General features: G+C 71.5%; 20 protein-coding genes. 11 read left to right on the forward strand and 9 right to left on the reverse strand.

Going from position 1 to position 22,006, the window contains the following annotated elements:
• Positions 1–16: 16 nt before the first annotated feature.
• The 5 genes from ACFY15_RS00245 to ACFY15_RS00265 form a co-directional block, all read right to left on the reverse strand.
• Positions 17–811, reverse strand: coding sequence for an ABC transporter permease (locus ACFY15_RS00245; protein WP_390688987.1), 795 nt, complete (start codon positions 809–811; stop codon positions 17–19).
• The gene (locus ACFY15_RS00250) at positions 811–1,740 is read right to left on the reverse strand and encodes an ABC transporter permease (protein WP_390688986.1); all 930 of its coding nucleotides are present in this window, start codon (positions 1,738–1,740) and stop codon (positions 811–813) included. The genes ACFY15_RS00245 and ACFY15_RS00250 overlap by 1 nt, the downstream gene beginning before the upstream one ends.
• A complete protein-coding gene (locus ACFY15_RS00255) occupies positions 1,737–2,885 on the reverse strand; it encodes an ABC transporter ATP-binding protein (RefSeq protein WP_390824751.1) in 1,149 nt (382 codons plus the stop codon). Before ACFY15_RS00255 ends, ACFY15_RS00250 begins: the two co-directional genes overlap by 4 nt.
• Before the next feature lie 70 nt (positions 2,886–2,955).
• The gene (locus ACFY15_RS00260; RefSeq protein WP_390688984.1) at positions 2,956–4,206 is read right to left on the reverse strand and encodes a spermidine/putrescine ABC transporter substrate-binding protein; all 1,251 of its coding nucleotides are present in this window, start codon (positions 4,204–4,206) and stop codon (positions 2,956–2,958) included.
• A 49-nt stretch (positions 4,207–4,255) separates the two neighbouring features.
• On the reverse strand, positions 4,256–5,770 hold the full coding sequence (locus ACFY15_RS00265) for a gamma-aminobutyraldehyde dehydrogenase (protein ID WP_390689033.1): 1,515 nt from the start codon (positions 5,768–5,770) through the stop codon (positions 4,256–4,258).
• Between the two features lie 181 nt (positions 5,771–5,951).
• Here ACFY15_RS00265 and ACFY15_RS00270 point away from each other — a divergent pair, with 181 nt between their 5' ends.
• Both ACFY15_RS00270 and ACFY15_RS00275 read left to right on the forward strand, forming a co-directional pair.
• Positions 5,952–6,506 carry an NADAR family protein gene (locus ACFY15_RS00270; RefSeq protein WP_390688983.1) on the forward strand — a complete coding sequence of 185 codons (555 nt, stop codon included), beginning with the start codon at positions 5,952–5,954 and terminating at the stop codon, positions 6,504–6,506.
• A 489-nt stretch (positions 6,507–6,995) separates the two neighbouring features.
• Positions 6,996–8,582: a TROVE domain-containing protein gene (locus tag ACFY15_RS00275; protein ID WP_390824752.1), complete on the forward strand. Its 1,587-nt coding sequence runs from the start codon at positions 6,996–6,998 to the stop codon at positions 8,580–8,582.
• Positions 8,583–8,677: 95 nt separating this feature from the next.
• Here ACFY15_RS00275 and ACFY15_RS00280 read toward each other — a convergent pair whose 3' ends face one another.
• On the reverse strand, positions 8,678–9,223 hold the full coding sequence (locus ACFY15_RS00280) for a DUF4190 domain-containing protein (RefSeq protein WP_390688981.1): 546 nt from the start codon (positions 9,221–9,223) through the stop codon (positions 8,678–8,680).
• A 272-nt stretch (positions 9,224–9,495) separates the two neighbouring features.
• Between ACFY15_RS00280 and ACFY15_RS00285 the strand changes: the two genes are divergently transcribed.
• The 5 genes from ACFY15_RS00285 (at position 9,496) to ACFY15_RS00305 (ending at position 14,464) form a co-directional block, all read left to right on the forward strand.
• Positions 9,496–10,521 (forward strand): adenosine deaminase, encoded by a 1,026-nt coding sequence (locus ACFY15_RS00285; RefSeq protein WP_390688980.1) that lies wholly within the window; start codon positions 9,496–9,498, stop codon positions 10,519–10,521.
• Between the two features lie 36 nt (positions 10,522–10,557).
• Positions 10,558–11,247: a glycerophosphodiester phosphodiesterase gene (locus ACFY15_RS00290; protein WP_390688979.1), complete on the forward strand. Its 690-nt coding sequence runs from the start codon at positions 10,558–10,560 to the stop codon at positions 11,245–11,247.
• The gene (locus ACFY15_RS00295) at positions 11,244–12,416 is read left to right on the forward strand and encodes a sensor histidine kinase (RefSeq protein ID WP_390824753.1); all 1,173 of its coding nucleotides are present in this window, start codon (positions 11,244–11,246) and stop codon (positions 12,414–12,416) included. The genes ACFY15_RS00290 and ACFY15_RS00295 overlap by 4 nt, the downstream gene beginning before the upstream one ends.
• Positions 12,413–13,114 (forward strand): response regulator, encoded by a 702-nt coding sequence (locus tag ACFY15_RS00300; RefSeq protein ID WP_390824754.1) that lies wholly within the window; start codon positions 12,413–12,415, stop codon positions 13,112–13,114. The genes ACFY15_RS00295 and ACFY15_RS00300 overlap by 4 nt, the downstream gene beginning before the upstream one ends.
• Before the next feature lie 150 nt (positions 13,115–13,264).
• Positions 13,265–14,464, forward strand: coding sequence for a serine hydrolase domain-containing protein (locus ACFY15_RS00305; protein ID WP_390824755.1), 1,200 nt, complete (start codon positions 13,265–13,267; stop codon positions 14,462–14,464).
• On the opposite strand, the gene ACFY15_RS00310 is transcribed toward ACFY15_RS00305, so the two are convergent.
• From ACFY15_RS00310 to ACFY15_RS00320, 3 genes are all read right to left on the reverse strand, one after another.
• Positions 14,431–14,940 carry a hypothetical protein gene (locus ACFY15_RS00310; RefSeq protein WP_390688975.1) on the reverse strand — a complete coding sequence of 170 codons (510 nt, stop codon included), beginning with the start codon at positions 14,938–14,940 and terminating at the stop codon, positions 14,431–14,433. The two genes, ACFY15_RS00305 and ACFY15_RS00310, sit on opposite strands and share 34 nt — an antisense overlap.
• Before the next feature lie 78 nt (positions 14,941–15,018).
• The gene (locus ACFY15_RS00315) at positions 15,019–16,197 is read right to left on the reverse strand and encodes a spermidine/putrescine ABC transporter substrate-binding protein (protein ID WP_390824756.1); all 1,179 of its coding nucleotides are present in this window, start codon (positions 16,195–16,197) and stop codon (positions 15,019–15,021) included.
• A 130-nt stretch (positions 16,198–16,327) separates the two neighbouring features.
• Entirely contained in the window at positions 16,328–17,767 is a 1,440-nt protein-coding gene (locus tag ACFY15_RS00320; protein WP_390824757.1) for a gamma-aminobutyraldehyde dehydrogenase, read from the reverse strand.
• A gap of 169 nt (positions 17,768–17,936) precedes the next feature.
• Here ACFY15_RS00320 and ACFY15_RS00325 point away from each other — a divergent pair, with 169 nt between their 5' ends.
• The 4 genes from ACFY15_RS00325 to ACFY15_RS00340 all read left to right on the forward strand — a co-directional run bounded on the left by ACFY15_RS00325 (position 17,937) and on the right by ACFY15_RS00340 (position 21,875).
• Positions 17,937–18,440, forward strand: a complete 504-nt coding sequence (locus ACFY15_RS00325) for an Lrp/AsnC family transcriptional regulator (RefSeq protein ID WP_042814156.1) — start codon at positions 17,937–17,939, stop codon at positions 18,438–18,440.
• A gap of 3 nt (positions 18,441–18,443) precedes the next feature.
• A complete protein-coding gene (locus ACFY15_RS00330; RefSeq protein ID WP_390688972.1) occupies positions 18,444–19,805 on the forward strand; it encodes an aspartate aminotransferase family protein in 1,362 nt (453 codons plus the stop codon).
• A 253-nt stretch (positions 19,806–20,058) separates the two neighbouring features.
• Positions 20,059–20,814 carry an ABC transporter ATP-binding protein gene (locus ACFY15_RS00335; RefSeq protein ID WP_390824758.1) on the forward strand — a complete coding sequence of 252 codons (756 nt, stop codon included), beginning with the start codon at positions 20,059–20,061 and terminating at the stop codon, positions 20,812–20,814.
• The gene (locus tag ACFY15_RS00340; RefSeq protein WP_390824759.1) at positions 20,796–21,875 is read left to right on the forward strand and encodes a hypothetical protein; all 1,080 of its coding nucleotides are present in this window, start codon (positions 20,796–20,798) and stop codon (positions 21,873–21,875) included. The genes ACFY15_RS00335 and ACFY15_RS00340 overlap by 19 nt, the downstream gene beginning before the upstream one ends.
• Positions 21,876–22,006 lie beyond the last annotated feature (131 nt).

Genomic DNA, 22,006 nt, shown 5'->3' on the forward strand with positions numbered 1-22,006 from the left:
CCAACTCCCTACAGGGTTACTTCGGTTGTGCCTTCTTGCGGCGGCTGCCGACCCACTGGCCGGCGAGGACCACCAGCACCGCGATGACGAACATCGCCGTGCCGATGACGTTGATCTGGACGGGCGTACCGCGCTGGGCCGATCCCCACACGAACATGGGGAAGGTGACGGTGTTGCCCGAGTTGAAGTTGGTGATGATGAAGTCGTCGAACGAGAGCGCGAAGGACAGCAGCGCGCCCGCCGCGATACCGGGGGCCGCGATCGGCAGGGTGACACGCAGGAAGGTCTGCACGGGCCCGGCGTAGAGGTCGCGGGCGGCCTCCTCCAGCCTCGGGTCCATCGACAGGACGCGCGCCTTGACGGCGGCGACGACGAAGCTGAGGCAGAACATCACGTGGGCGATCAGGATGGTCCAGAAGCCCAGCTGGATGCCCATGTTGAGGAACAGGGCGAGCAGCGAGGCGGCCATCACGATCTCGGGCATGGCCATCGGCAGGAAGATCAGCGAGTTGACCGCCCCGCGCGCCCGGAAGCGGTAGCGCACCAGCGCGAAGGCGATGGCGGTGCCGAGGACGGTGGCGCCGATGGTGGCCCACAGGGCGATCTGGAGGGACAGTGCGAGGGAACCGCACATGTCGGCGACCCCGCAGGGGTCCTTCCAGGCGTCGAGGGAGAACTCCTGCCAGGCGTAGTTGAAGCGGCCCGTGGGGTTGTTGAAGGAGAACACCGTCACGACGACGTTCGGCAGGATCAGGTACGCGAGCGTGCCGAGGCCCGCGATGACGACGAGATTGCGGCGGAGCCAACGCATCAGACCAGGTCCTCCGTTCCCGCTCGGCGGATGTAGACGGTGACCATGATCAGCACGATGGCCATGAGGATGAACGACAGCGCGGCCGCCGTCGGGTAATCGAGGATCCGCAGGTACTGCGACTGGATGACGTTGCCGATCATCCGGGTGTCCGTGGAGCCGAGGAGCTCGGCGTTGACGTAGTCGCCGCTCGCGGGGATGAAGGTCAGCAGGGTCCCGGAGACCACGCCCGGCATCGAGAGCGGGAAGGTCACCTTGCGGAACACCGTGGCCGGGGTGGCGTACAGGTCGCCCGCGGCCTCGTGGAGGCGGGTGTCGATGCGCTCCAGCGAGGTGTAGAGCGGCAGGATCATGAAGGGCAGGAAGTTGTACGTCAGGCCGCAGACCACCGCGAGCGGGGTGGCCAGCACCCGGCTCCCCTCGGTCATGCCGAGCCAGGAGGTGACGTCCAGGAAGCCGATCTTGTCGAGGACGCCGACGACGGGGCCGCCGTCGGCCAGGATCGTCTTCCAGGCCAGGGTGCGGATCAGGAAGCTGGTGAAGAACGGGGCGATGACGAGGACGAGCAGGAGGTTGCGCCAGCGGCCCGCCCGGAAGGCGATCAGGTAGGCCAGCGGGTAGCCCAGCAGCAGGCAGAGGACCGTGGCGGTGCCGGCGTAGAGCAGGGAGCGCAGGAACTGCGGGAGGTAGTCGGTGAAGGCGTCCCAGTAGGTCTGGAAGTGCCAGGTGACCTTGAAGCCCTCTTCGAGGGAGCCGGTCTGCACCGAGGTGGAGGCCTGGTAGATCATCGGCAGCACGAAGAAGACGAGCAGCCAGACGATGCCGGGCAGCAGCAGCCAGTACGGGATCAGGCGCTTGCGCAGCGAGGCGCGGTGGACCGGGGGCCCGGTCGGGGCGGCGGCCTGCGGGGGCGCGGCGGTGGCGGTCACGCGCTCTCCTCGACGGTCTCGATGCCCGCCTCGATGTCCTGATCCGCGTCCAGGCCGAAGGTGTGCTCCGGGTTCCAGTGCAGGACGACCTCGGCGCCGGGGACCAGGCGGGCGTCGCGCTCGATGTTCTGGACGTAGACCTCCAGCTCGGGGCAGACCCGGCTGTCGATGACGAACTGGGTGGAGACGCCGATGAAGGAGGAGTCGGCGATCCTGCCCGTGATCGTGTTGCGGCCGGCCGCGACGGTGTGCTCGTCCTCGGCCGGGACCAGGGAGATCTTCTCGGGACGCACGCCGACCAGCAGCTTTCCGCCGGTGCGGGGGGTGGTCGAACATCGGGCGGCGGGCAGCCGGAGCGTGGCGCCGGAGGCCGAGACGGTCACGTCGGAGCCGGTGGACTCGACGGAGGCCTCGATCAGGTTGGAGGTGCCGAGGAAGTTCGCGACGAAGGTGGTGCGCGGGTTCTCGTAGAGCTCGGCGGGGGCGCCCAGCTGCTCCACGCGGCCGCCGTTCATCACCGCGACCGTGTCGGCCATCGTCATGGCCTCCTCCTGGTCGTGGGTGACGTGCACGAACGTGATGCCGACCTCGGTCTGGATCCGCTTGAGCTCCAGCTGCATCTGGCGGCGGAGCTTGAGGTCGAGGGCGCCGAGGGGCTCGTCGAGCAGGAGGACCTGGGGGTGGTTGATCAGGGCGCGGGCGACGGCCACGCGCTGCTGCTGCCCGCCGGAGAGCTGGTGGGGCTTCTTGCGGGCGTGCTCGCCGAGCTGGACGAGGTCGATCATCTCGTCGACCTGCTTCTTGACCGACTTGATGCCGCGGCGGCGCAGGCCGAAGGCTATGTTCTCGAAGATGTCCATGTGCGGGAACAGCGCGTAGCTCTGGAAGACGGTGTTCACCGGGCGCTTGTACGGCGGCAGGTGGGTCACCTCGCGCTCGCCCAGGCTGATGGTGCCGGTGGAGGGCTCCTCGAGGCCGGCGATCATGCGCAGGGTGGTGGTCTTCCCGCAGCCCGAGGCGCCGAGCAGGGCGAAGAAGGAGCCCTGGGGGATGGTGAGGTCCAGCGGGTGCACGGCGGTGAAGGAGCCGTAGTGCTTGCTGATCCCGGCGAGGCGGACGTCGCCGCTCGCGGTGGTGTCGGTCATGGGCCTGGGCCTTCGGTGGTGTGTCGTGGGAGGGGGGCGGGGCGCGATGGAGGGCCGGTGAGGGAGCCGGTCAGGCGCCGATGAGCTTGGCGAACTTCTCCTCGTACGCCGTCTCTTCCTCGCTGCTGAGGGAGCGGAAGGCGTGGGCCTTGGCGGCCATCTCCTTGTCCGGGACGATCAGCGGGTTGTCCGCGAGCTCCGGCTTGATCTTCGCCAGTTCGTCCTTGACCCCGTCGACCGGGCAGACGTAGCTGATGAACGCCGCCAGCTGCGCGGCCACCGCGGGCTCGTAGTAGTAGTCGATGAGCTTCTCGGCGTTGGCCTTGTGCCGGGCCTTGGCGGGGACCAGCAGGTTGTCGCTGGACGTGATGTAGCCGGCGGCCGGGATCGCGTACTTGATGTCGGGGTTGCCGGCCTGGAGCTGGATGACGTCGCCGGCCCAGGCGAGGCAGGCCGCCAGGTCGCCCTTGTCGAGGTCGGCGGTGTAGTCGTTGCCGGTGAAGCGGCGTATCTGCTGGGTGTCGACGCCCTTCTGGAGCCGGCCGATGGCGGCGTCGTAGTCCGCGGTGGTGAACTTCGCCGGGTCCTTGCCCTGGTCGAGGAGGGTCATGCCGACGGTGTCGCGCATCTCGGTGAGGAAGCCGACGCGGCCCTTGAGGGTGGGGTCGTCGAGCAGCTGGGTGACGGAGTCGACCTTCCTGCCGCCGGTGGCCTTGGCGTTGTAGGCGATGACGGTGTCGATGCCGGTCCAGGGGTAGCTGTGCGCGCGGCCCGGGTCCCAGTCGGGGTTGCGGAACTGCGGGATCAGGTTGGCGTAGGCGTTGGGCAGGTGGGAGGCGTCGAGCTGCTGCGCCCAGCCGAGGCGGATGATGCGGGCGGCGAGCCAGTCGGTGACGACGATCAGGTCGCGGCCGGTGTCCTGGCCAGCCGCGAGCTGCGGGCGGATCTTGCCGAAGAACTCGACGTTGTCGTTGATGTCCTCGGTGTACTTGACCTCGATGCCGGTGCGCTTGGTGAACGCCTCCAGCGTCGGCCGGGACTTCTCGTCGTCGCCGGTGTCCATGTACTCGGTCCAGTTGGAGAAGTTGATCTCCTTCTCCTGGTCCGAGTGGTCGTCGGAGGGGGCCGCCTGGCCGCCCTCGCGCTTGGCGGGCGGGATTCCGCAGCCGGTGAGGGCGGCAAGGCCGCCCAGGGTGAGCGCCCCGGCCCCGGAGGCGCGCAGCAGCGAGCGGCGGGTGAGGGCGCCGCGGCCACTGGTGAGACTGCGCCGCATCGCGGCGAGTTGCGCCGCCGAGAGGCGGTCGGGCTCGAACTGCTCCATGCGCGTTGCCCTTTCGGGAGGGAGGGCCGCTGGTCGGGCGGCGCTTTGACTATCGGTCCCCGAAGATCGTGCGGTGCCAGTCCTTGGCGGCCACCGCCGTGTTGTCATACATCACGTGCTTGACCTGCGTGTATTCCTCGAAAGAGTACGAGCTCATGTCCTTTCCGAAGCCACTCGCCTTGTAGCCCCCGTGCGGCATCTCGCTGATGATCGGGATGTGATCGTTGACCCAGACGCAGCCGGCCTTGAGCTCGCGGGTGGCCCGGCCCGCCCGGTAAAGATCCCGGGTCCAGGCGGAGGCGGCGAGGCCGTACGGGGTGTCGTTGGCCAGCGCCAGGCCCTCGTCGTCGGTGTCGAAGGGGAGGGCGACGAGGACCGGGCCGAAGATCTCGGACTGGACGACCTCGCTGTCCTGGGCGGCGCCGGTGATCAGGGTGGGCCGGTAGTAGGCGCCCTCGGCGAGGTCGCCCCCGGGGATCTCACCGCCGGTGACGACGGTGGCGTACGCGCGGGCGCGTTCGACGAAGGCGGCGACCCGGTCGCGCTGGGCGTGCGAGACCAGCGGGCCGAGGTCGGTGGCGGGGGCGAAGGGGTCGCCCAGGCGGACGGTCTCCATCAGCTCGGCGACGCGTGCGGTGAAGGCTTCGAACAGGGGGCGCTGGACGTAGGCGCGGGTGGCCGCGGTGCAGTCCTGGCCGGTGTTGATGAGGGAGGCGGCGACGGCTCCGTGGGCGGCGGCCTCCACGTCGGCGTCGTCGAACACCACGAAGGGGGCCTTGCCGCCGAGCTCCAGGTGGAGCCGCTTGACGGTGGCCGTGGCGATCTCCGCGACCCGCTTGCCGACGGCGGTGGAGCCGGTGAAGGAGGTCATGACCACGTCGGGGTGGCCGACCAGGTGCTCGCCCGCGTCGCGTCCGGCACCGGTGACGATGTTGATCACCCCGTCGGGGATGCCCGCCTCCTTGGCCGCCTGGGCGAACATCAGGGAGGTCAGCGGGGTGAGCTCGGCGGGCTTGAGGACGATCGTGTTGCCCGCGGCCACGGCCGGGAGGATCTTCCAGGCGGCCATCTGGAGGGGGTAGTTCCAGGGGGCGATGGAGCCGACCACCCCGATGGCCTCGCGGCGCACGTACGAGGTGTGGTCGCCGGAGTACTCGCCGGCCGCCTGCCCCTGGAGGTGGCGGGCCGCGCCGGCGAAGAAGGCGGTGTTGTCGATGGTCCCGGGGACGTCGAACCCGGTGGACAGCTTCAGCGGCTTGCCGCACTGCAGGGACTCGGCGTACGCGAAGTCCTCCGCCTGCTCCGCCAGGACGGAGGCCAGCCGGTGCAGGGCGTCCGAGCGCTCTCCCGGGGTGGCGGCCGACCAGGCCGGGAAGGCCCGCTTGGCGGCGGCGACGGCCTCGTCCACGTCGGCCGGGCCGGCCAGCTCGTAGGTGAGCACCTCCTGGCCGGCGGCGGGGTCGACGACGGTGTGCGACCGCCCCGAGGTGCCGGCCCGGAGCCGCCCGTCGATGTACTGCGCGCCGTCTGCGAAGCGGTCCTTGACCTGGAAGCGGTTACCCATCACGCTCTCACGCTCTCGTAGCTACAGCTCGAATTGAGTGCCGATCCTGACAGAGGCCTCTGCCTCCGCCAAGTGATTCCGTTGTTGCCTTTTGATTACGCGACGGAATCGGTCGACCATATGTCGAGGAGCGCCGCAAATCCCGTACGAAGTGTCCGTGGTGGCTGGCAGACTCGCGTGCATGGAGAAGATCGACACCCTGATCGGGCAGGTCAGCCGTGGTGAGCGGGTGAAGTTCCTGCCCTTCTGGGGACACCGGCCGCGCACGGACGGAAGCCTGGGGCCGAGCTGCCTCAGCCAGTGGTGGCCCTCCCCCTTCACTGTGGGTGAGGTCCGGTACGCGACGGCGGAGCACTGGATGATGGCCGGTAAGGCACGCCTCTTCGCGGACCCCGAGGCGGAGCGCGCCGCGCTGGAGGCACGCAGTCCGGCGGAGGCGAAGAAGGCCGGCCGGCTGGTGCGCGGCTTCGACGAGGCGGTGTGGGAGCGGGAGCGGTTCGCGCTGGTCGTGGAGGGCAGCGTGCACAAGTTCGACTCCGATCCGGCGCTGCGCGCCTACCTGCTGGGCACGGCGTCGCGGGTGCTGGTGGAGGCCAGCCCGGTGGACCGGATCTGGGGCGTCGGGCTGCCCCCGGACGACGACCGCGTCCTGGACCCGGCCCGCTGGCGTGGCCTGAACCTGCTGGGCTTCGCCCTGATGGAGGCGCGTGCCCGGCTGGGCGGGAAGGCGGCCTGAGGCCCCGTTAAATACGTGGCGGCCCTCCCGGGCTGGCCCTAACGTGAACGTCGTCCAGGTGCGAAGGCGAGACCTACTTCGACTACTCATCGGGCGGTCGCGGGTTCGAGTCCCGCCACCGGTACTCATGCCGGTGTAGCTCAGTTGGCAGAGCACCATGTGGTTTCGCCGGCCTTGTCCTCTGGACACCTGCTCGTCACGCACCTCCCGGTGCGCCCGGCGGCGGCTCCTTCTCGCAGAATTCACGCCGCCGCCCCATTCGATCTCGGGAGGCCCGCGTGGGGGATGCCCGGTGCGCAGGCGACGGTTACTTCCGGGACCCGGAGGTCGTGGGTTCGAATCCCGCCCGGCCCGACACCCGCGAGGGCGAGGGCCGGTGGAGCAGCTTGGTGGCTCGCCGGGCACAAGCACCGTCTCCGACTCCGATCTCGGGCATCCCCCACCCGGCACGCCTCCCCCGCTCTTCGTCCTGAATTCGGGGGGATTCACATGGCCCGCTTCAACCTCCGCGCGTCCAAGACCGTGGCCGCGCCCGCCTCGCCCGTCCGGTCCACCGGCCGCCGCGCCGCCAACCACCACGGCAGCCCCGGCTTCGTCCGCGACGCCCGCTCCGAGCTGTTCCTGCTGGCCGTGTCCAACTTCGTCACGCAGGACACCGCCTACGAGTCCGGCGGGGCACGCGACGACCGCTTCGCCGCACTGGTGCGTCGGCTCGCCGTCGAGGACCCGGAGTGGACCGCCGGCCTGCTGCGCTGGCTGCGCCGCGACGGCGGTATGCGGACCGCCTCCCTCGTCGGCGCCGCCGAGTACGTCAGGGCGCGCCTCGACGCCGGCGCGACGGACGGGCCCTCCAACCGGCAGGTCGTGGACTCCGTACTCCTGCGCGCCGACGAGCCCGGCGAACTGCTGGCCTACTGGACGGCGGCGTTCGGGCGGAACGTGCCCAAGCCCGTCAAGCGCGGCATCGCCGACGCCGTGCGCCGGCTCTACTCCGGCGCCTCGCTGCTGAAGTACGACACCGCGTCCAAGGGCTACCGCTTCGGCGACGTCCTGAACCTGGTCCACGCCTCGCCCGACCCTGCGAAGCCCTGGCAGGGCGAGCTGTTCCGGTACGCCCTCGACCGCCGCCACCACCCGGAGACCGCCGAGGTGCCGGCCGGCGACCGTACCCTGACCGCCCACCGAGAGCTCATGGAACTCCCGGTCGAGCGGCGCCGGGCCGTGGTCACCGCGAAGGACGGCGCCGAGCGGCTCGCCGAGGCGGGCATGACCTGGGAGGCGCTGGCCGGCTGGCTCCAGGGGCCGATGGACGCGGCCGCGTGGGAGGCGGTCATCCCGTCCATGGGCGCGATGGCCCTGCTGCGGAACCTGCGCAACTTCGACCAGGCGGGGGTGTCGGACGCGGTCGCCGAGCAGGTCGCGGCGAAGGTCGCCGACCCCGAGTCGGTCGCCCGTTCGCGGCAGTTCCCCTTCCGCTACCTGGCCGCCCATCAGCACGCGCCCTCGCTGCGCTGGTCGTACCCGCTGGAGAAGGCGCTCGGACACTCGCTGGCCAACGTGCCGCAGCTGTCCGGGCGGACGCTGATCCTGGTCGACCGCTCCGGTTCGATGTGGTCGCCGCTGTCGGCCCGCTCGCAGCTCAACCGGGCCGACGCGGCCGCCGTCTTCGGCACGGCGCTGGCCCTGCGGGCCGAGCGGGCCGACCTGGTCCAGTTCGGCACCGGCAGCAAGGAGGTCGCGTACCGGCGGGGTGAGTCGGTGCTCAGGGTGCTGGAGCGGTTCGAGAGCCTCGGCGGGACGAACACCGCGGAGGCCGTGCGCCGGCACTACCGGCGCCACGACCGGGTCCTGATCGTCACGGACGAGCAGGCCACGTACCGGTACGGCGACGACCCGACGGCGCTGGTGCCCGAGGAGGTCCCCGTCTACACCTGGAACCTGGCCGGGTACCGGGTGGGCCACGCGCCGTCCGGGGCAGGGAACCGGCACACCTTCGGCGGGCTCACGGACGCGGCGTTCCGGATGGTCTCCCTGCTGGAGGGCGGCCGGGACGCGGACTGGCCGTGGGCCCGGTAGTGCGGTGGACGGCGGAGGGCCGGCCGCGGGCGCCGGATGCCCCGGGCCGGCCCTCCGCCGTGTCCGCGATGCGGCGGGTCGACGGTCCCGCGGGCTCAGACCCGCTCGCGGACCTGCGTGTTCGAGTGCGAGCCGCCGTCCGGGGTCTCGTCGAAGGTGTCCGCCATGAACCCGGCGAAGATGAGCGCCACCAGCACGGCGCCCAGCACGATGCCGATCCCGCCCAGGATGATGCCGGCGAGGGCGACGCCGCCGTTGGTGGCCTCGCCCCGGTTCGCCTTGCCGCGGCCGAGGACGCCGAAGACCACCGCGGCGATGCCCAGCGCGATCGCGAAGAAGCTGGTGATGCAGACGGCGACCGCGAGGATGCCGAGGACCAGCGCGGCGATGCCGAAGCCGTTGCTGGGGCCCGGTCCGTACTGCTGGTACCCGGTGTGGCCCGGGTAGCCGGGCGCGGGCGGGTAGCCGGGGTACCCCGGCGGGCCTTGGTAGCCGTACGCGGGCTGCGGCGGCTGGGGTGCGGCCGGGCCGGGCTGTCCGTAGCCGCCCGGGGCCGGGTAGCCGTACGCGGCGCCGGCTGCGGGCGCCGCCGCAGGGGCGGGCGCGGGACCCGCGCCGGGTATCGGCGGGTGCGCGGACACCGGCGGCCTCCCGTCGGGTCCCGGCATCCCCACGAACGTCGGCTGGTCGTGCACGGACGGCGCGGCCGGGGCCCCGGGGGCCTGCCGCGGGCCGCCGCCCGTCGGGGCCGCCGGCCTTTCGGGCGGCGCCCACGGGTCCCTCGGCTCAGGGCTCTGGTCGGTCATACGGCACCCCCCTCTCTTACAGCCATGCTAAGCGCTGCCACCGACAGCGCCGGGCCTGCCTACGATGAGGCCGACCTGCCCGCACCAGCGTCCCACCGGAGACCCCCATGCCCGACCTGCACCCCTTCATCGCGGGGCTGCCCAAGGCCGAACTCCACGTCCACCACGTCGGCTCGGCGTCCCCCCGGATCGTGGCCGAACTCGCCTCCCGCCACCCGGACTCGCAGGTCCCCACCGACCCCGGGGCGCTGGCCGACTACTTCACCTTCACCGACTTCGCCCACTTCATCGAGGTCTACCTGTCGGTGGTCGACCTGGTCCGCACTCCCGACGACGTCCGCACGCTGACCTTCGAGGTCGCCCGCGACATGGCCCGGCAGAACATCCGCTACGCCGAACTGACCATCACCCCCTACTCGTCCACCCGCCGAGGCATCGACCAGCACGCCTTCATGGAGGCCATCGAGGAGGCCCGCAAGGCCGCCGAGTCCGAGCTCGGCGTCATCCTGCGCTGGTGCTTCGACATCCCGGGCGAGGCCGGCCTGGAGGCCGCCGCCGAGACCGCCCGCCTCGCCGTCGACCTGCGCCCCGAGGGGCTGGTCTCCTTCGGCCTGGGCGGCCCGGAGATCGGCGTGCCGCGCGCGCAGTTCAAGCCGTACTTCGACCGCGCCCGGGCGGCCGGCCTGCACAGCGTGCCGCACGCGGGCGAGACCACGGGCCCGGAGACCGTCTGGGACGCCATCCGCGAACTGGGCGCCGAGCGCATCGGCCACGGCACCAGCGCCACGCAGGACCCGGAGCTGCTGGCCTACCTCGCCGAGCACCGCATCGCCCTGGAGGTCTGCCCGACCTCCAACATCGCCACCCGCGCGGTGACCGACCTCGACCGGCACCCCGTCAGGGAGATGGTGCAGGCGGGCGTGCTCGTCACCATCAACAGCGACGACCCGCCGATGTTCGGCTCCGACCTCAACAACGAGTACGCGGTGGCCGCCCGGCTCCTCGACCTCGACGAGCGCGGACTCGCGCAGCTGGCGAAGAACGCCGTCGAGGCCTCCTTCCTGGACCCGGCCGGCAAGGCGCGGCTGACCGCGGAGATCGACGCGTACACCGCTGAATGGCTGGCCCGCTGACTCCCCTTGATCGCTCCGGCCCCCGAGAATGGGGGTATGAGCACCCTGACTGCCGTCGGCCACCGAGGCGATCCCTACCGAGTCCGTGAGAACACCCTCCCCTCCGTCGGCTCCGCGTTCGCGCGCGGGGCCGACGCGGTGGAGGTCGACGTGCGGCTGACCCGCGACGGAGTGCCGGTCCTGCTCCACGACGAGACGCTGGAGCGGCTGTGGGGCCACGACGTGCGCCTCGACGCCGTGACGGCACCGCAGTTGAAGGAGCTCTGCGGGGGCGGGGTCCCCACCCTGCGCGAGGCGCTGACGGAGGCCGGGGGCGGCCGGCTGATGATCGACCTGCCGGGCGCGGCCGCGGAGGCCGTGCGAACCGTGGTCGACCTGGTCCGCGAGTGCGGGGCCCGCGACCGCACGTACTACTGCGGGGGCCCGGACACCATGCTGGCGGTCCGCGCCGCCGACCCGGGCGCGGAGATCGCGCTGACCTGGACCACGCTGTCGCCGCCGCGCCGGGTGCTGGTCGACGCGGTGTCCCCGCGCTGGCTGAACTACCGCTTCGGGCTGGTCACCCGGGAACTCACCGACGCCCTGCACCGGGACGGGCTGCTGGTGTCGGCCTGGACTGCGGACACCAAGCGGTCGATGCGCGCCCTGCTGCGGGCCGGGGCCGACTCCGTCACCACGAACAGGCTGGACGCGCTGGCCGCCGTACGGGCCGAGACCGGACGGTGAGGGGCGGCCTCGGCGAGCGGCTGCGCGGGCTCGTCCTGCGGGCGGGTCCACGCGGGCAGGACGCGGGGCTGACGCTGCTGGTGCAGGTGGCGACGACGATCCCCTTCGTGGTGCCCCGGGACCCGGCGGACTCGCCGGCGACATGGGCGGCGTACCTGCTGACGACGCTCGGCAACGTGCCCCTGGTGTGGCGGCGCCGGGCGCCCGTCACGGCGCTGCTCGGGGTGGTCGCCGCCGGTTCGGTGTACCGGCTGGGGCTGGACGGTCCCGGGCAGCCGCTGCCGTACGCGGGGCTGGTCTGCGTCTACTCGATCGCCCTGCTGCGGCCGCCGCGGGTGCGGCTGGCCGTGGCGGCGGCTCTGGTGGTGGTGATCGCGGTGTCCGTCGGGCTCAACACCGGTACGGCCAGGGAGCTGCTGTTCTCGCTGTTCGTGTTCGCGGCGGCCTTCGTGCTCGGACGGCTCCAGGCCACGCGGCTGGCCTACACGGCGGCGGCCCTGGACCGGGCGGCGCAGCTGGAGCGGGCCAACCGGATCGAGGCGGAGCAGGCGGCGGCGCGCGAACGGGCGCGCATCGCACGGGAGATGCACGACATCCTCTCGCACGCCGTCAGCATCATGGTCGTCCAGGCGGAGGCCGGGCCGGTGGCGGTGCGCCGGGCGCCGGAGCGGGCGGAGGCGGCCTTCGAGGCGATCGCCGAGACGGGGCGGGACGCGATGGCGCAGCTGCGGACGATGCTGGGGGTACTGCGGGCGCAGGAGCCGGCTCCGCGTGCTCCGCAGCCGGGGATCGGCGGGCTGCCCGCGCTGGTGGACCGGGTGCGGGCGAGCGGGCTGGCGGTGTCGTACGCGCGGACGGGCGAGGTGCGCGAGCTGCCGGCCGCGCTGGAGGCGACGGTGCACCGGGTGGTGCAGGAGGCGCTGACCAACGTGGTGAAGCACGCGGGGGCCTCGGCGGTGGACGTCCGTCTGGAGTACGGGCCCCGCGAGCTCGCGGTACGGGTCACGGACGACGGCCGGGGGCCGTCCGGGGGCGCCGCGGGCGGACACGGGCTGATCGGGATCCGGGAGCGGGCCGCGGCGCACGGCGGGACGGCGTGGACCGGTCCGGGTGCGGACGGGCGAGGCTTCACCGTGCTTGTAACCTCGCCGCTGGAGGTGGGGAAGTGACGATCCGTGTGGTGGTGGCCGACGACCAGGAGCTGGTGCGCAGCGGGTTCGCGATGATCCTGGACGTCCAGGAGGACATCGAGGTCGTGGCGGAGGTCGGGGACGGGGCGGCGGCGGTGTCGGCGGTGGAGCGGCTCGCCCCGGACGTGGCACTGCTGGACGTGCGGATGCCGGTGCTGGACGGGATCGAGGCCTGCCGGGCGATCTCGGCGGGGAGTGCGTGCCGGACGGTGATGCTGACGACGTTCGACTCGGACGAGTACGTGTACGAGGCGTTGCACGCCGGGGCGAGCGGGTTCCTGCTGAAGGACGTGCGGCGGGACGACCTGGTGCACGCGGTGCGGGTGGTGGCGGCGGGCGAGTCGTTGCTGGCGCCTTCGGTGGCGCGGCGGCTGATCGAGGAGTACACGGCGGCGACGGCCCGGCCGGCGGCCCCGCCCGTCCTGGCGGCCGAGCGGCTGGAGGTGCTGACGGCCCGGGAGCGGGAGACCCTGCTGCACCTGGGGCGGGGGCTCTCGAACGCGGAGATCGCGGCGGCGCTGGTGGTGAGCGAGCACACGGTGAAGTCGCATGTGGGGAACGTGCTGGCGAAGCTGGGGCTGCGGGACCGGATCCAGGCGGTGATCTGCGCGTACGAGACGGGGCTGATCGCGGCGGGCTCGGCGGATCCCTCTCGGGTACCTCCCTCCGGGGAGTGAGGGGGCGGCGGGTCCACTCCCCCGCACGGGCGAGTTGTCGTACTGCTGAAGACCCCTCTCGATGGTGATCCGCGACGACCCCTCCGACCTGCAGCATTGAGGTCATCGGGGGGCAGTCGGCCGCTCGGGTCGCACACAGGGGGAATCGTCATGAAGGCACGTACGCGCACGCTCGTCGCAGCCGCCGTGGTCCTGGGCATCGCCGCCGGTCCGGTGGCCTCCGCCCAGGCCGCTCCGGCGCAGGCGCCGGTTTCGGCGCGGGTCACGGCGCCCGTCTTCTCCGCTCCGCCGGACGCGGCGGCGCTGCGGAAGGCGATCGAGGGGGTCGGGCCGCAGAACAAGGACGCGACGGCCGCGCTGGTCCGGGTGGGCGGTACGAGCGGCAGCTGGCGCGGCAGCGCCGGTGTCGCGGACGTCCGCAGCAAACGGGCGGCGGTGGAGGACGCCCGCTTCCGGGCCGGGTCGGTGACCAAGACCTTCACGGCGGCGGTGGTGCTCCAGCTGGCCGCCGAGGGCCGGGTGGACCTGGACCGTCCGGTGCAGGACTACCTGCCGGGGCTGCTGCCCGGCTTCGAGCCGGTGAAGGTGCGGCAGCTGCTGGACTACACGAGCGGGCTGCAGTCGGCCGACGGCCCGGGCGACGCCTTCGAGGACGAGTACGCCCACCGCTTCGACCTGGTCGACCCGCACGCACTGATCGCCAACGCGGTGGCCAAGGGGCCGGAGTTCAGGCCCGGGGAGAAGCAGCGGTACAGCAACATCCACTACACGGTGCTGGGCGTGCTGATCGAGAAGCTGACGGGGACGACGTACGAGAAGGCCGTCGGGGACCGGATCATCAAGCCGCTGGGCCTGCGCCACACCTCGTTCCCGTCCCGGACCCAGAACCGCATACCGGGGCCGTACAACCACGGCTACCAGGCGGTGCGGCAGCCCGACGGCAGCCGTTCGCTGGTCGACGTGTCGGACTGGAACTCCTCGTCCAACTGGGCGGCGGGGGACCTGATATCGACGACGGCGGACCTGGAGCGGTTCACGACGGCGCTGTTCGACGGCCGGGTGGTGCCCAGGGCGCAGCTGGAGGAGATGTTCACCGTCCCCGACGTGCCGGACGCCGAGAGCACGACCGGCGGGCGTGCGGTGCAGACGGCCGGCCTGAAGGAGTTCGTCCTCCCGGACGGCACGAAGCTCTACGGCAAGACGGGTTCCCGCTACGGCTACAGCACGGTCATCGGCGGCACCCGCGACCTGTCGCGCACCCTGGTCTACTCGGTGAACTCCACCGACGCCAAGGGCCGGGACATGAACGCGGTGGCCTACGGGATCATCGGCGCGGCCTTCGCCAAGTAGCCCGTCCCGTCCGCCTCCTGGAGGGCTTCCAGGCGCTTGATCAGGCGGCGCAGCACGAGCAGCGGGAGGATCCCGAAGACCCCGAACGACATGTCGATCAGCGTCCACCCGAAGGGGAGCCCCCGGATCGGCCCGCAGATGAGGGCCAGCGGGAGGATGCCGACGCAGGCGACCATTCCGGCCTCGACGATCCAGAGGTTGCGGACCGGGTCGCGGTGGACCCCGTAGAAGAACACCGCGATCACCAGGTGGGCGAAGGCGAGCCAGTCGTTGCCGTAGAGGAGGAAGGGGTATGCGGCGTCGGCGTGGTCGAGCCCGTCGCCGATCCGGCGCAGCCATGGGTGGGAGACCAGCGCATTAACCCAGTGGAGTTCGGTGACCAGCGGGAACGCGGTGAGCCCGCTGAGGACCAGACAGACGAGGAACAGCACAAGCCAGGCACGGATCCGCCGCCGGAGGGCGTTTCTCTCGCTCATGACAGGGAGCCTAGCCGCAGAACTGAACATGTTCAGCAGATTTTCTGAACACGTTCAGCCCTGTCGGCGAGATCGTGATCACAGTCCGACGATGGAGTTCCAGCGCGGGGCGAAGGTGCGGCGTTCCGCCGAGGAGATGTCGCGGGCCACGACCAGGCGCTTGCGCATCTCCTCGTCCGGGAAGATCAGCGGGTTCTCGGCCAGTTCGGCGGTCGCCTTGTCCGCCGAGGCGGCCAGGACCTCGCGGGCGGCCGGGACGGGGCAGACGTAGTTGACCGCCGCGGCCAGCTCCGCCGCCACCGCCGGGTCGTAGTAGTAGTCGACCAGCGCCTCCGCATTGGCCTTGTGGCGGGCGAGGTTGGGGATGAGCAGGCTCTCCGCCCACAGCTCGGCCCCCTCCTCGGGGACGACGAACTCGATGTCGGGGTTGTCGGCCTTCAGCTGGATGGCGTCGCCGGAGTAGGCCTGGCAGGCCAGGACGTCGCCCTTGCCGAGGTCGGAGGTGTAGTCGTTGCCGGTGAAGCGGCGGATGTGCTTCTTCTTCACCATGCTCTCGACCTGGTCGCACATCCGGTGGAAGTCGGATTCGGTCCAGCGGGTGGTGTCGGTGCCGTTGCCCTGCATCAGCAGGGCGAAGGACTCGTCGAGGCCGGAGAAGAGGGTGACCTTGCCCGCGAGGTCAGGGTGCCACAGGTCCTTCACGGACTTGATCTCCCGGCCCAGGGCCTTGCGGTTGTAGGCGATGCCGGTGATCCCGGACTGCCAGGGGACGGTGTGCAGCCGGCCCTGGTCGAAGGCCGGGGAGCGCAGCTGCGGGTCGAGGTGCCGGGCCACGTTGGCCTGCGCCGAGCGGTCCATCTTCTGGGCCCAGCCCAGGTGGACGAAGCGGGCGGCCATCCAGTCACTGACCACCACGAGGTCGTGGCCGGTCGCCTGGTGGTTCATCAGGGCCGGGCTGACCTTGCCGAAGAACTCGTCGTTGTCGTTGATCTCCTCGGTGTACCGGACCTCTATGCCGGTCTTCTTCGAGAAGGCATCCAGCGTCGGCCGGCTCTCCTCGTCCTGGTCGTCGGTGTCGATGTACATCGGCCAGTTGGAGAAGGCGAGGCGCCGCTCCCGTTCCGAGAGATCCTGGCCCTGCCTGCGGTCCTCCGGGACGTAGGCGGCGGGGACACCGCAGCCGGTGAGGGCGGCGAGCAGGCCTGCGGCACCGAGGCCGCGCAGCGCCGCGCGGCGGGAGAAGGGGAGTTCTGGCATGGGCTCAGCCTCGGTCAACGCGGAAGGGGCGGGCAATAGACAACCTGTCTACCACCCGCCCCTTCGTCGGCCTGCGGTGATCAGTGCGCGGTGGAACCGTGTGCGCTGGTCAGCGGGCCGCCGGGCCGGTTCAGCCGTCGAGCGAGGTCATCACGTGCTTGATGCGGGTGTAGTCCTCGAAGCCGTAGGCGGAGAGGTCCTTGCCGTAGCCGGACTTCTTGAAGCCGCCGTGGGGCATCTCGGCGACGAGCGGGATGTGGGTGTTGATCCACACACAGCCGAAGTCGAGGTACTTGGACATCCGCATCGCGCGGCCGTGGTCCTTGGTCCACACGGAGGAGGCGAGGGCGAACTCGACGCCGTTCGCGTACTCCAGCGCCTGGGCCTCGTCCGCGAAGGACTGGACGGTGATGACGGGGCCGAAGACCTCGTTCTGGATGATCTCGTCGTCCTGCTTCAGGCCCGAGACCACGGTCGGGGCGTAGAAGTAGCCCTTCTCGCCGACCTGGTGTCCGCCCGCCTCGACCTTGGCGTGGGCGGGGAGACGCTCGATGAAGCCCGCGACCTGCTTGAGCTGGTTCGGGTTGTTGAGCGGGCCGTAGAGCACGTCCTCGTCGTCCGGCTGGCCGGTCTTGGTCTCCGCGGCGGCCTTGGCGAGCGCGGCCACGAACTCGTCGTGGACCGAGTCCTGCACGAGTACGCGGGTGGCGGCCGTGCAGTCCTGGCCGGCGTTGAAGTAGCCGGCGACCGCGATGTCCTCGACGGCCTTGGCGATGTCGGCGTCCTCGAAGACCACGACGGGGGCCTTGCCGCCCAGCTCCAGGTGGACGCGCTTGACGTCCTTCGAGGCGCTCTCGGCGACCTGCATGCCGGCGCGTACCGAGCCGGTGATGGAGGCCATCGCCGGGGTGGAGTGCTCGACCATGGCCTTGCCGGTCTCGCGGTCGCCGCAGACGACGTTGAAGACGCCCTTGGGCAGGATCGAGTCGATGATCTCCGCCATCAGCACCGTGGAGGCCGGGGTCGTGTCGGAGGGCTTCAGGACGACGGTGTTGCCCGCGGCGATCGCCGGGGCGAACTTCCACACGGCCATCATCATCGGGTAGTTCCACGGCGCGACCTGGGCGCAGACGCCGACCGGCTCACGGCGGATGATCGAGGTCATCCCGTCCATGTACTCGCCGGCCGAGCGGCCCTCGAGCAGACGCGCGGCACCCGCGAAGAAGCGGATCTGGTCCACCATCGGGGGCAGCTCCTCGCTGGCCGTCAGGGCCAGCGGCTTGCCGGTGTTCTCCGACTCGGCGGCGACCAGCTCCTCAGCGCGCGCCTCGAAGGCGTCCGCGATCTTGAGGAGGGCCTTCTGACGCTCGGAGGGCGTGGTGTCGCGCCAGCCCGGGAAGGCGGCAGCCGCAGCGGCCATGGCGGCGTCCACATCTGCCTGGCCGGACAGCGGGGCGGTCGCGTAGACCTCGCCGGTGGCCGGATTGACCACCTCGGTGGTCCGCCCGTCGGCGGCGTCCTTGAACTCCCCGCCGATGTAGTTGCGCAGACGACGCAGTTCGGTGGTCACTACAGCCACTCTCCTGATCACATGTCCAACGGTTGAGACAAGCCCCAAGAGTATCCCCTCGGGCAACGCTTTCGACAGAGCCGGACCCGGCCAACTACGAAATCCGTTTATTGGGAGACCAGCCACAACGGATTTCATCGATTACGGGTTGCGGAACGGACGACTCCTCGTGCACAGTGGCGTCGTGGTCAGTCGAAGCGCAGATTCCAGGAACAGACAACCGTCCCCTTCGGTCGATGCTGTGTCCCTGGCGATCATCGAGCAACTGCAGGAAGACGGCCGGCGCCCCTACGCGTCGATCGGCAAGGCCGTCGGCCTCTCCGAGGCGGCTGTGCGCCAACGCGTGCAGAAGCTGCTCGACCAGGGCGTCATGCAGATCGTCGCCGTCACCGACCCGCTCACCGTGGGTCTGCGGCGCCAGGCCATGGTCGGCATCAACGTCGAGGGAGACCTCGATCCGGTGGCCGACGCCCTGACCGCCATGGCCGAGTGCGAATACGTCGTGATGACCGCCGGGTCGTTCGACCTGATGGTGGAGATCGTCTGCGAGGACGACGACCACCTGCTCGAAACGATCAACAAGAAGATCCGCACGCTCCCCGGCGTGCGATCAACCGAGAGCTTCGTTTACCTGAAGCTCAAGAAGCAGACCTACATGTGGGGAACTCGATAGCCCGTGAGCCAGGACCTCTCCAAAACCGCCTACGACCACCTGTGGATGCACTTCACCCGCATGTCGTCGTACGAGAACGCGCCCGTCCCCACCATCGTGCGGGGTGAGGGCACCTACATCTTCGACGACAAGGGCAAGCGCTACCTGGACGGTCTCGCCGGACTGTTCGTGGTCAACGCCGGTCACGGCCGCAAGGAACTGGCCGAGGTCGCCTACAAGCAGGCCCAGGAGCTCGCGTTCTTCCCCGTGTGGTCGTACGCGCACCCCAAGGCCGTGGAGCTCGCCGAGCGCCTCGCCGGCTACGCCCCCGGCGACCTGAACAAGGTCTTCTTCACCACGGGCGGCGGCGAGGCGGTCGAGACCGCCTGGAAGCTCGCCAAGCAGTACTACAAGCTGCAGGGCAAGCACACCAAGTACAAGGTCATCTCGCGTGCGGTCGCCTACCACGGCACCCCGCAGGGCGCCCTGTCCATCACCGGCCTGCCGGCCCTGAAGGCCCCCTTCGAGCCGCTGGTCCCGGGCGCGCACAAGGTGCCGAACACCAACATCTACCGCGCCCCGATCCACGGCGACGACCCCGAGGCCTTCGGCCGCTGGTGCGCCGACCAGATCGAGCAGCAGATCCTCTTCGAGGGCCCCGACACCGTCGCGGCCGTCTTCCTGGAGCCCGTGCAGAACGCCGGCGGCTGCTTCCCGCCCCCGCCCGGGTACTTCCAGCGGGTGCGCGAGATCTGCGACACCTACGACGTGCTGCTCGTCTCCGACGAGACGATCTGCGCCTTCGGCCGCCTCGGCACGATGTTCGCCTGTGACAAGTTCGGCTACGTGCCGGACATGATCACCTGCGCCAAGGGCATGACCTCGGGCTACTCCCCCATCGGCGCCTGCATCGTCTCGGACCGCATCGCGGAGCCGTTCTACAAGGGCGACAACACCTTCCTGCACGGCTACACCTTCGGTGGACACCCCGTGTCCTCCGCGGTGGCCCTGGCCAACCTCGACATCTTCGACAAGGAAGGCCTGAACCAGCACGTGCTGGACCAGGAGGGCAACTTCTTCAGCACCCTGCAGAAGCTGCACGACCTCCCGATCGTCGGCGACGTGCGCGGCAACGGCTTCTTCTACGGCATCGAACTCGTCAAGGACAAGGTCACCAAGGAGTCCTTCACGGACGAGGAGACCGAGCGCGTGCTCTACGGCTTCCTCTCCAAGGCGCTCTTCGACAACGGCCTGTACTGCCGGGCCGACGACCGCGGCGACCCGGTCATCCAGCTGGCGCCGCCGCTGATCGCGGACCAGGGCACCTTCGACGAGATCGAGGGCATCCTGCGCAACGTGCTCACGGAGGCCTGGACCAAGCTGTAAGCGGTCCGGCTGTGCGCCGGTCCGACGCTGCGCCGGTCCGACGCTGCACTGGTCCAACGCTGCACTGGTCCAACGCTGCACTAGTCCAACGCTGCACTAGTCCAACCACATGGCCCGGATCCCCTGTTCGAGTGAGAACACGGGGGTCCGGGCCGTGTGCTGTCGCCGTCCGGGGGGTTCGTCACCTTCCATCTCAGTGCGGGCCAGTGACCGAAGCGGCTCCGCTTCGTTCCCCCGGACGGAGGTGTACGCCATGGTGGCTCCACCGGACAGTGCCCCGCCAGACGACGACGTCCTCTGGGCGCGGTCCCTTCACTACTCCCACAGCGGTTCCCCCGGACTGATCGGGGTCGGCGCCGGAGTCCGGCGGGGCGAGATCGTCGCCGTGACCGGCCCGCGCGGCAGCGGCAAGACGACCCTGCTGCGCTGCCTGGCCGGACGGCTGGTGCCCGACCAGGGCGAGGTCTGGTTCGACGGCGGCCCCGTGCACACTCTCGGCGCCCTGGCCCGGGAACGGCTGTTCCGCGCCCGGTTCGCCTGGATCGGGCCGGAGCCGCAGCTGCTGCCCGAGCTCAAGGTCTGGGAGAACACGGCCCTGCCCCTGCTGATCACCGGCGCCCCGCACCGGGCCGCCCGGGCCGCCGCCCACGAATGGCTGGAGCGCCTCGACATCGGCGCCTTCGCCGGCAAGCGCCCCGGCGCCCTCAACCGCGCCGAGTCCCAGCGGGTCGCCCTCGCCCGCGCGCTGGTCGGGGAGCCCGACGTGCTCTTCGCCGACGAGCCGACGGCCGCGCTGCACCTCGCCGAGCGTGCGCAGCTGCTGCGCACGCTCACCACCGCCGCCCGCTCGCACGCGATCACGGTGGTGCTCGCCACCCACGACGAGGAGTCCGCGGCCGCGGCCGACCGGGGCCTGGCCCTGGTCGACGGCCGCCCGGCCGCCGCAGCCGCGGCCGCCGCCTCCCCCGGGACCACGGAGGGCCAGGCCGCGTGCTCTCTCTCCGCCTAGCCCGCGGCTCCCGGCCCGCGGTCCAGCTGCGCAGGCTGCTGGTCGCCGCGGCCTGCGCCGCCAGCGGCTTCCTGCTGCTGTACGTCCTTGCGGACGCCGAGGCCCGGGCCACCGGATCGCTGCCCCTGCTGCTGTGGGCGCTGGTGCCGCTGGCCGCCACCGTCCAGTTCGCCGTCGCCGTGGCCCGGACCGACCCGGCCGCCCGGCCCCGCGAGGGGCTCGACGCCGTCGGGCTGGGACCCGTGCGGCTGGCGCTGGCCGCCGCCGTCTCCACCGCCCTCGCCTGCTCCCTCGGCGGCGCCCTCGCCCTCGCCGTGTTCCTGCACCTGCGCGGCGACCTCACCGGGCTGCCCTTCGACGGGGCCGGGGCCCGGCTGCTCCACGCCGGCCGGCCGCTCCCGGTGGCCGCCGCGCTCACCCTGCTGGCCCTGCTCCCCCTGACGGCCTCCGCCGCGACCGCCCTCGCCCTGCGCCCCCGGCGCTCCGGGCCGACACCGCAGTCGGGCGTGCCCTGGGGGGTGGCGCTCGTGGCGTGCGGGCTCGCGCTCCTGGCGTACGCCCGCCCGGACGGCCCGGCGACGCCGGCCGCCGGCGCGCTGATCGCACTCGGCCTGGCCCTGGCCGGACCCGGCCTGGCCTACGCCTGCGGAACCCTGGTCCAGGCCGTCCGCCCGGGCGCGCTGCGGCTGCTCGCCGGACGGACCCTCCAGGAGGAGGCCTCCCGGCTGGGCCGGCCGCTCGGGGTGCTGTGCGCCGTGGGCGCGGCCGCCCTCACCGCCCTCGCCCCGAACGGCCCGGGCGGCGAGGCCACGCCACCGCTGGGGCCGCTGACCGTACCGGCCGCCGTGCTCGTCGCCCTGTGCGCGGCCGCCTCTCTGCTCACCGCCGCGGTCGAGGCCCGGCAGGCCCGCAGCGCGGCCCGGGCGGCGCTGCTCGACCTGGGCACCCCGGGCACGGTGCTCCGTACGGCCGCCGGCCTGCGGGCCGCCGCGCTGCTCGCCGGGTGCGTACCGCTCGTCTGGGGCGTGGCGCAGCTGACGTCGCTGGCCCTGGCCCGCTGAGCGGGTCCCGGGCGGCCCCGCCTCCCCGGCCCGGGCGGGCGCGGGCAAAGAACCGGTCAACGAACTCCCTTGCGCAGGCAACTCCGCGGCCCGTTCCGACGTCTGGCAGAGGTACCGCCTTACCTGCCAGA

Source organism: Streptomyces sp. NPDC001373 (assembly GCF_042895815.1).
Taxonomy (GTDB): domain Bacteria; phylum Actinomycetota; class Actinomycetes; order Streptomycetales; family Streptomycetaceae; genus Streptomyces.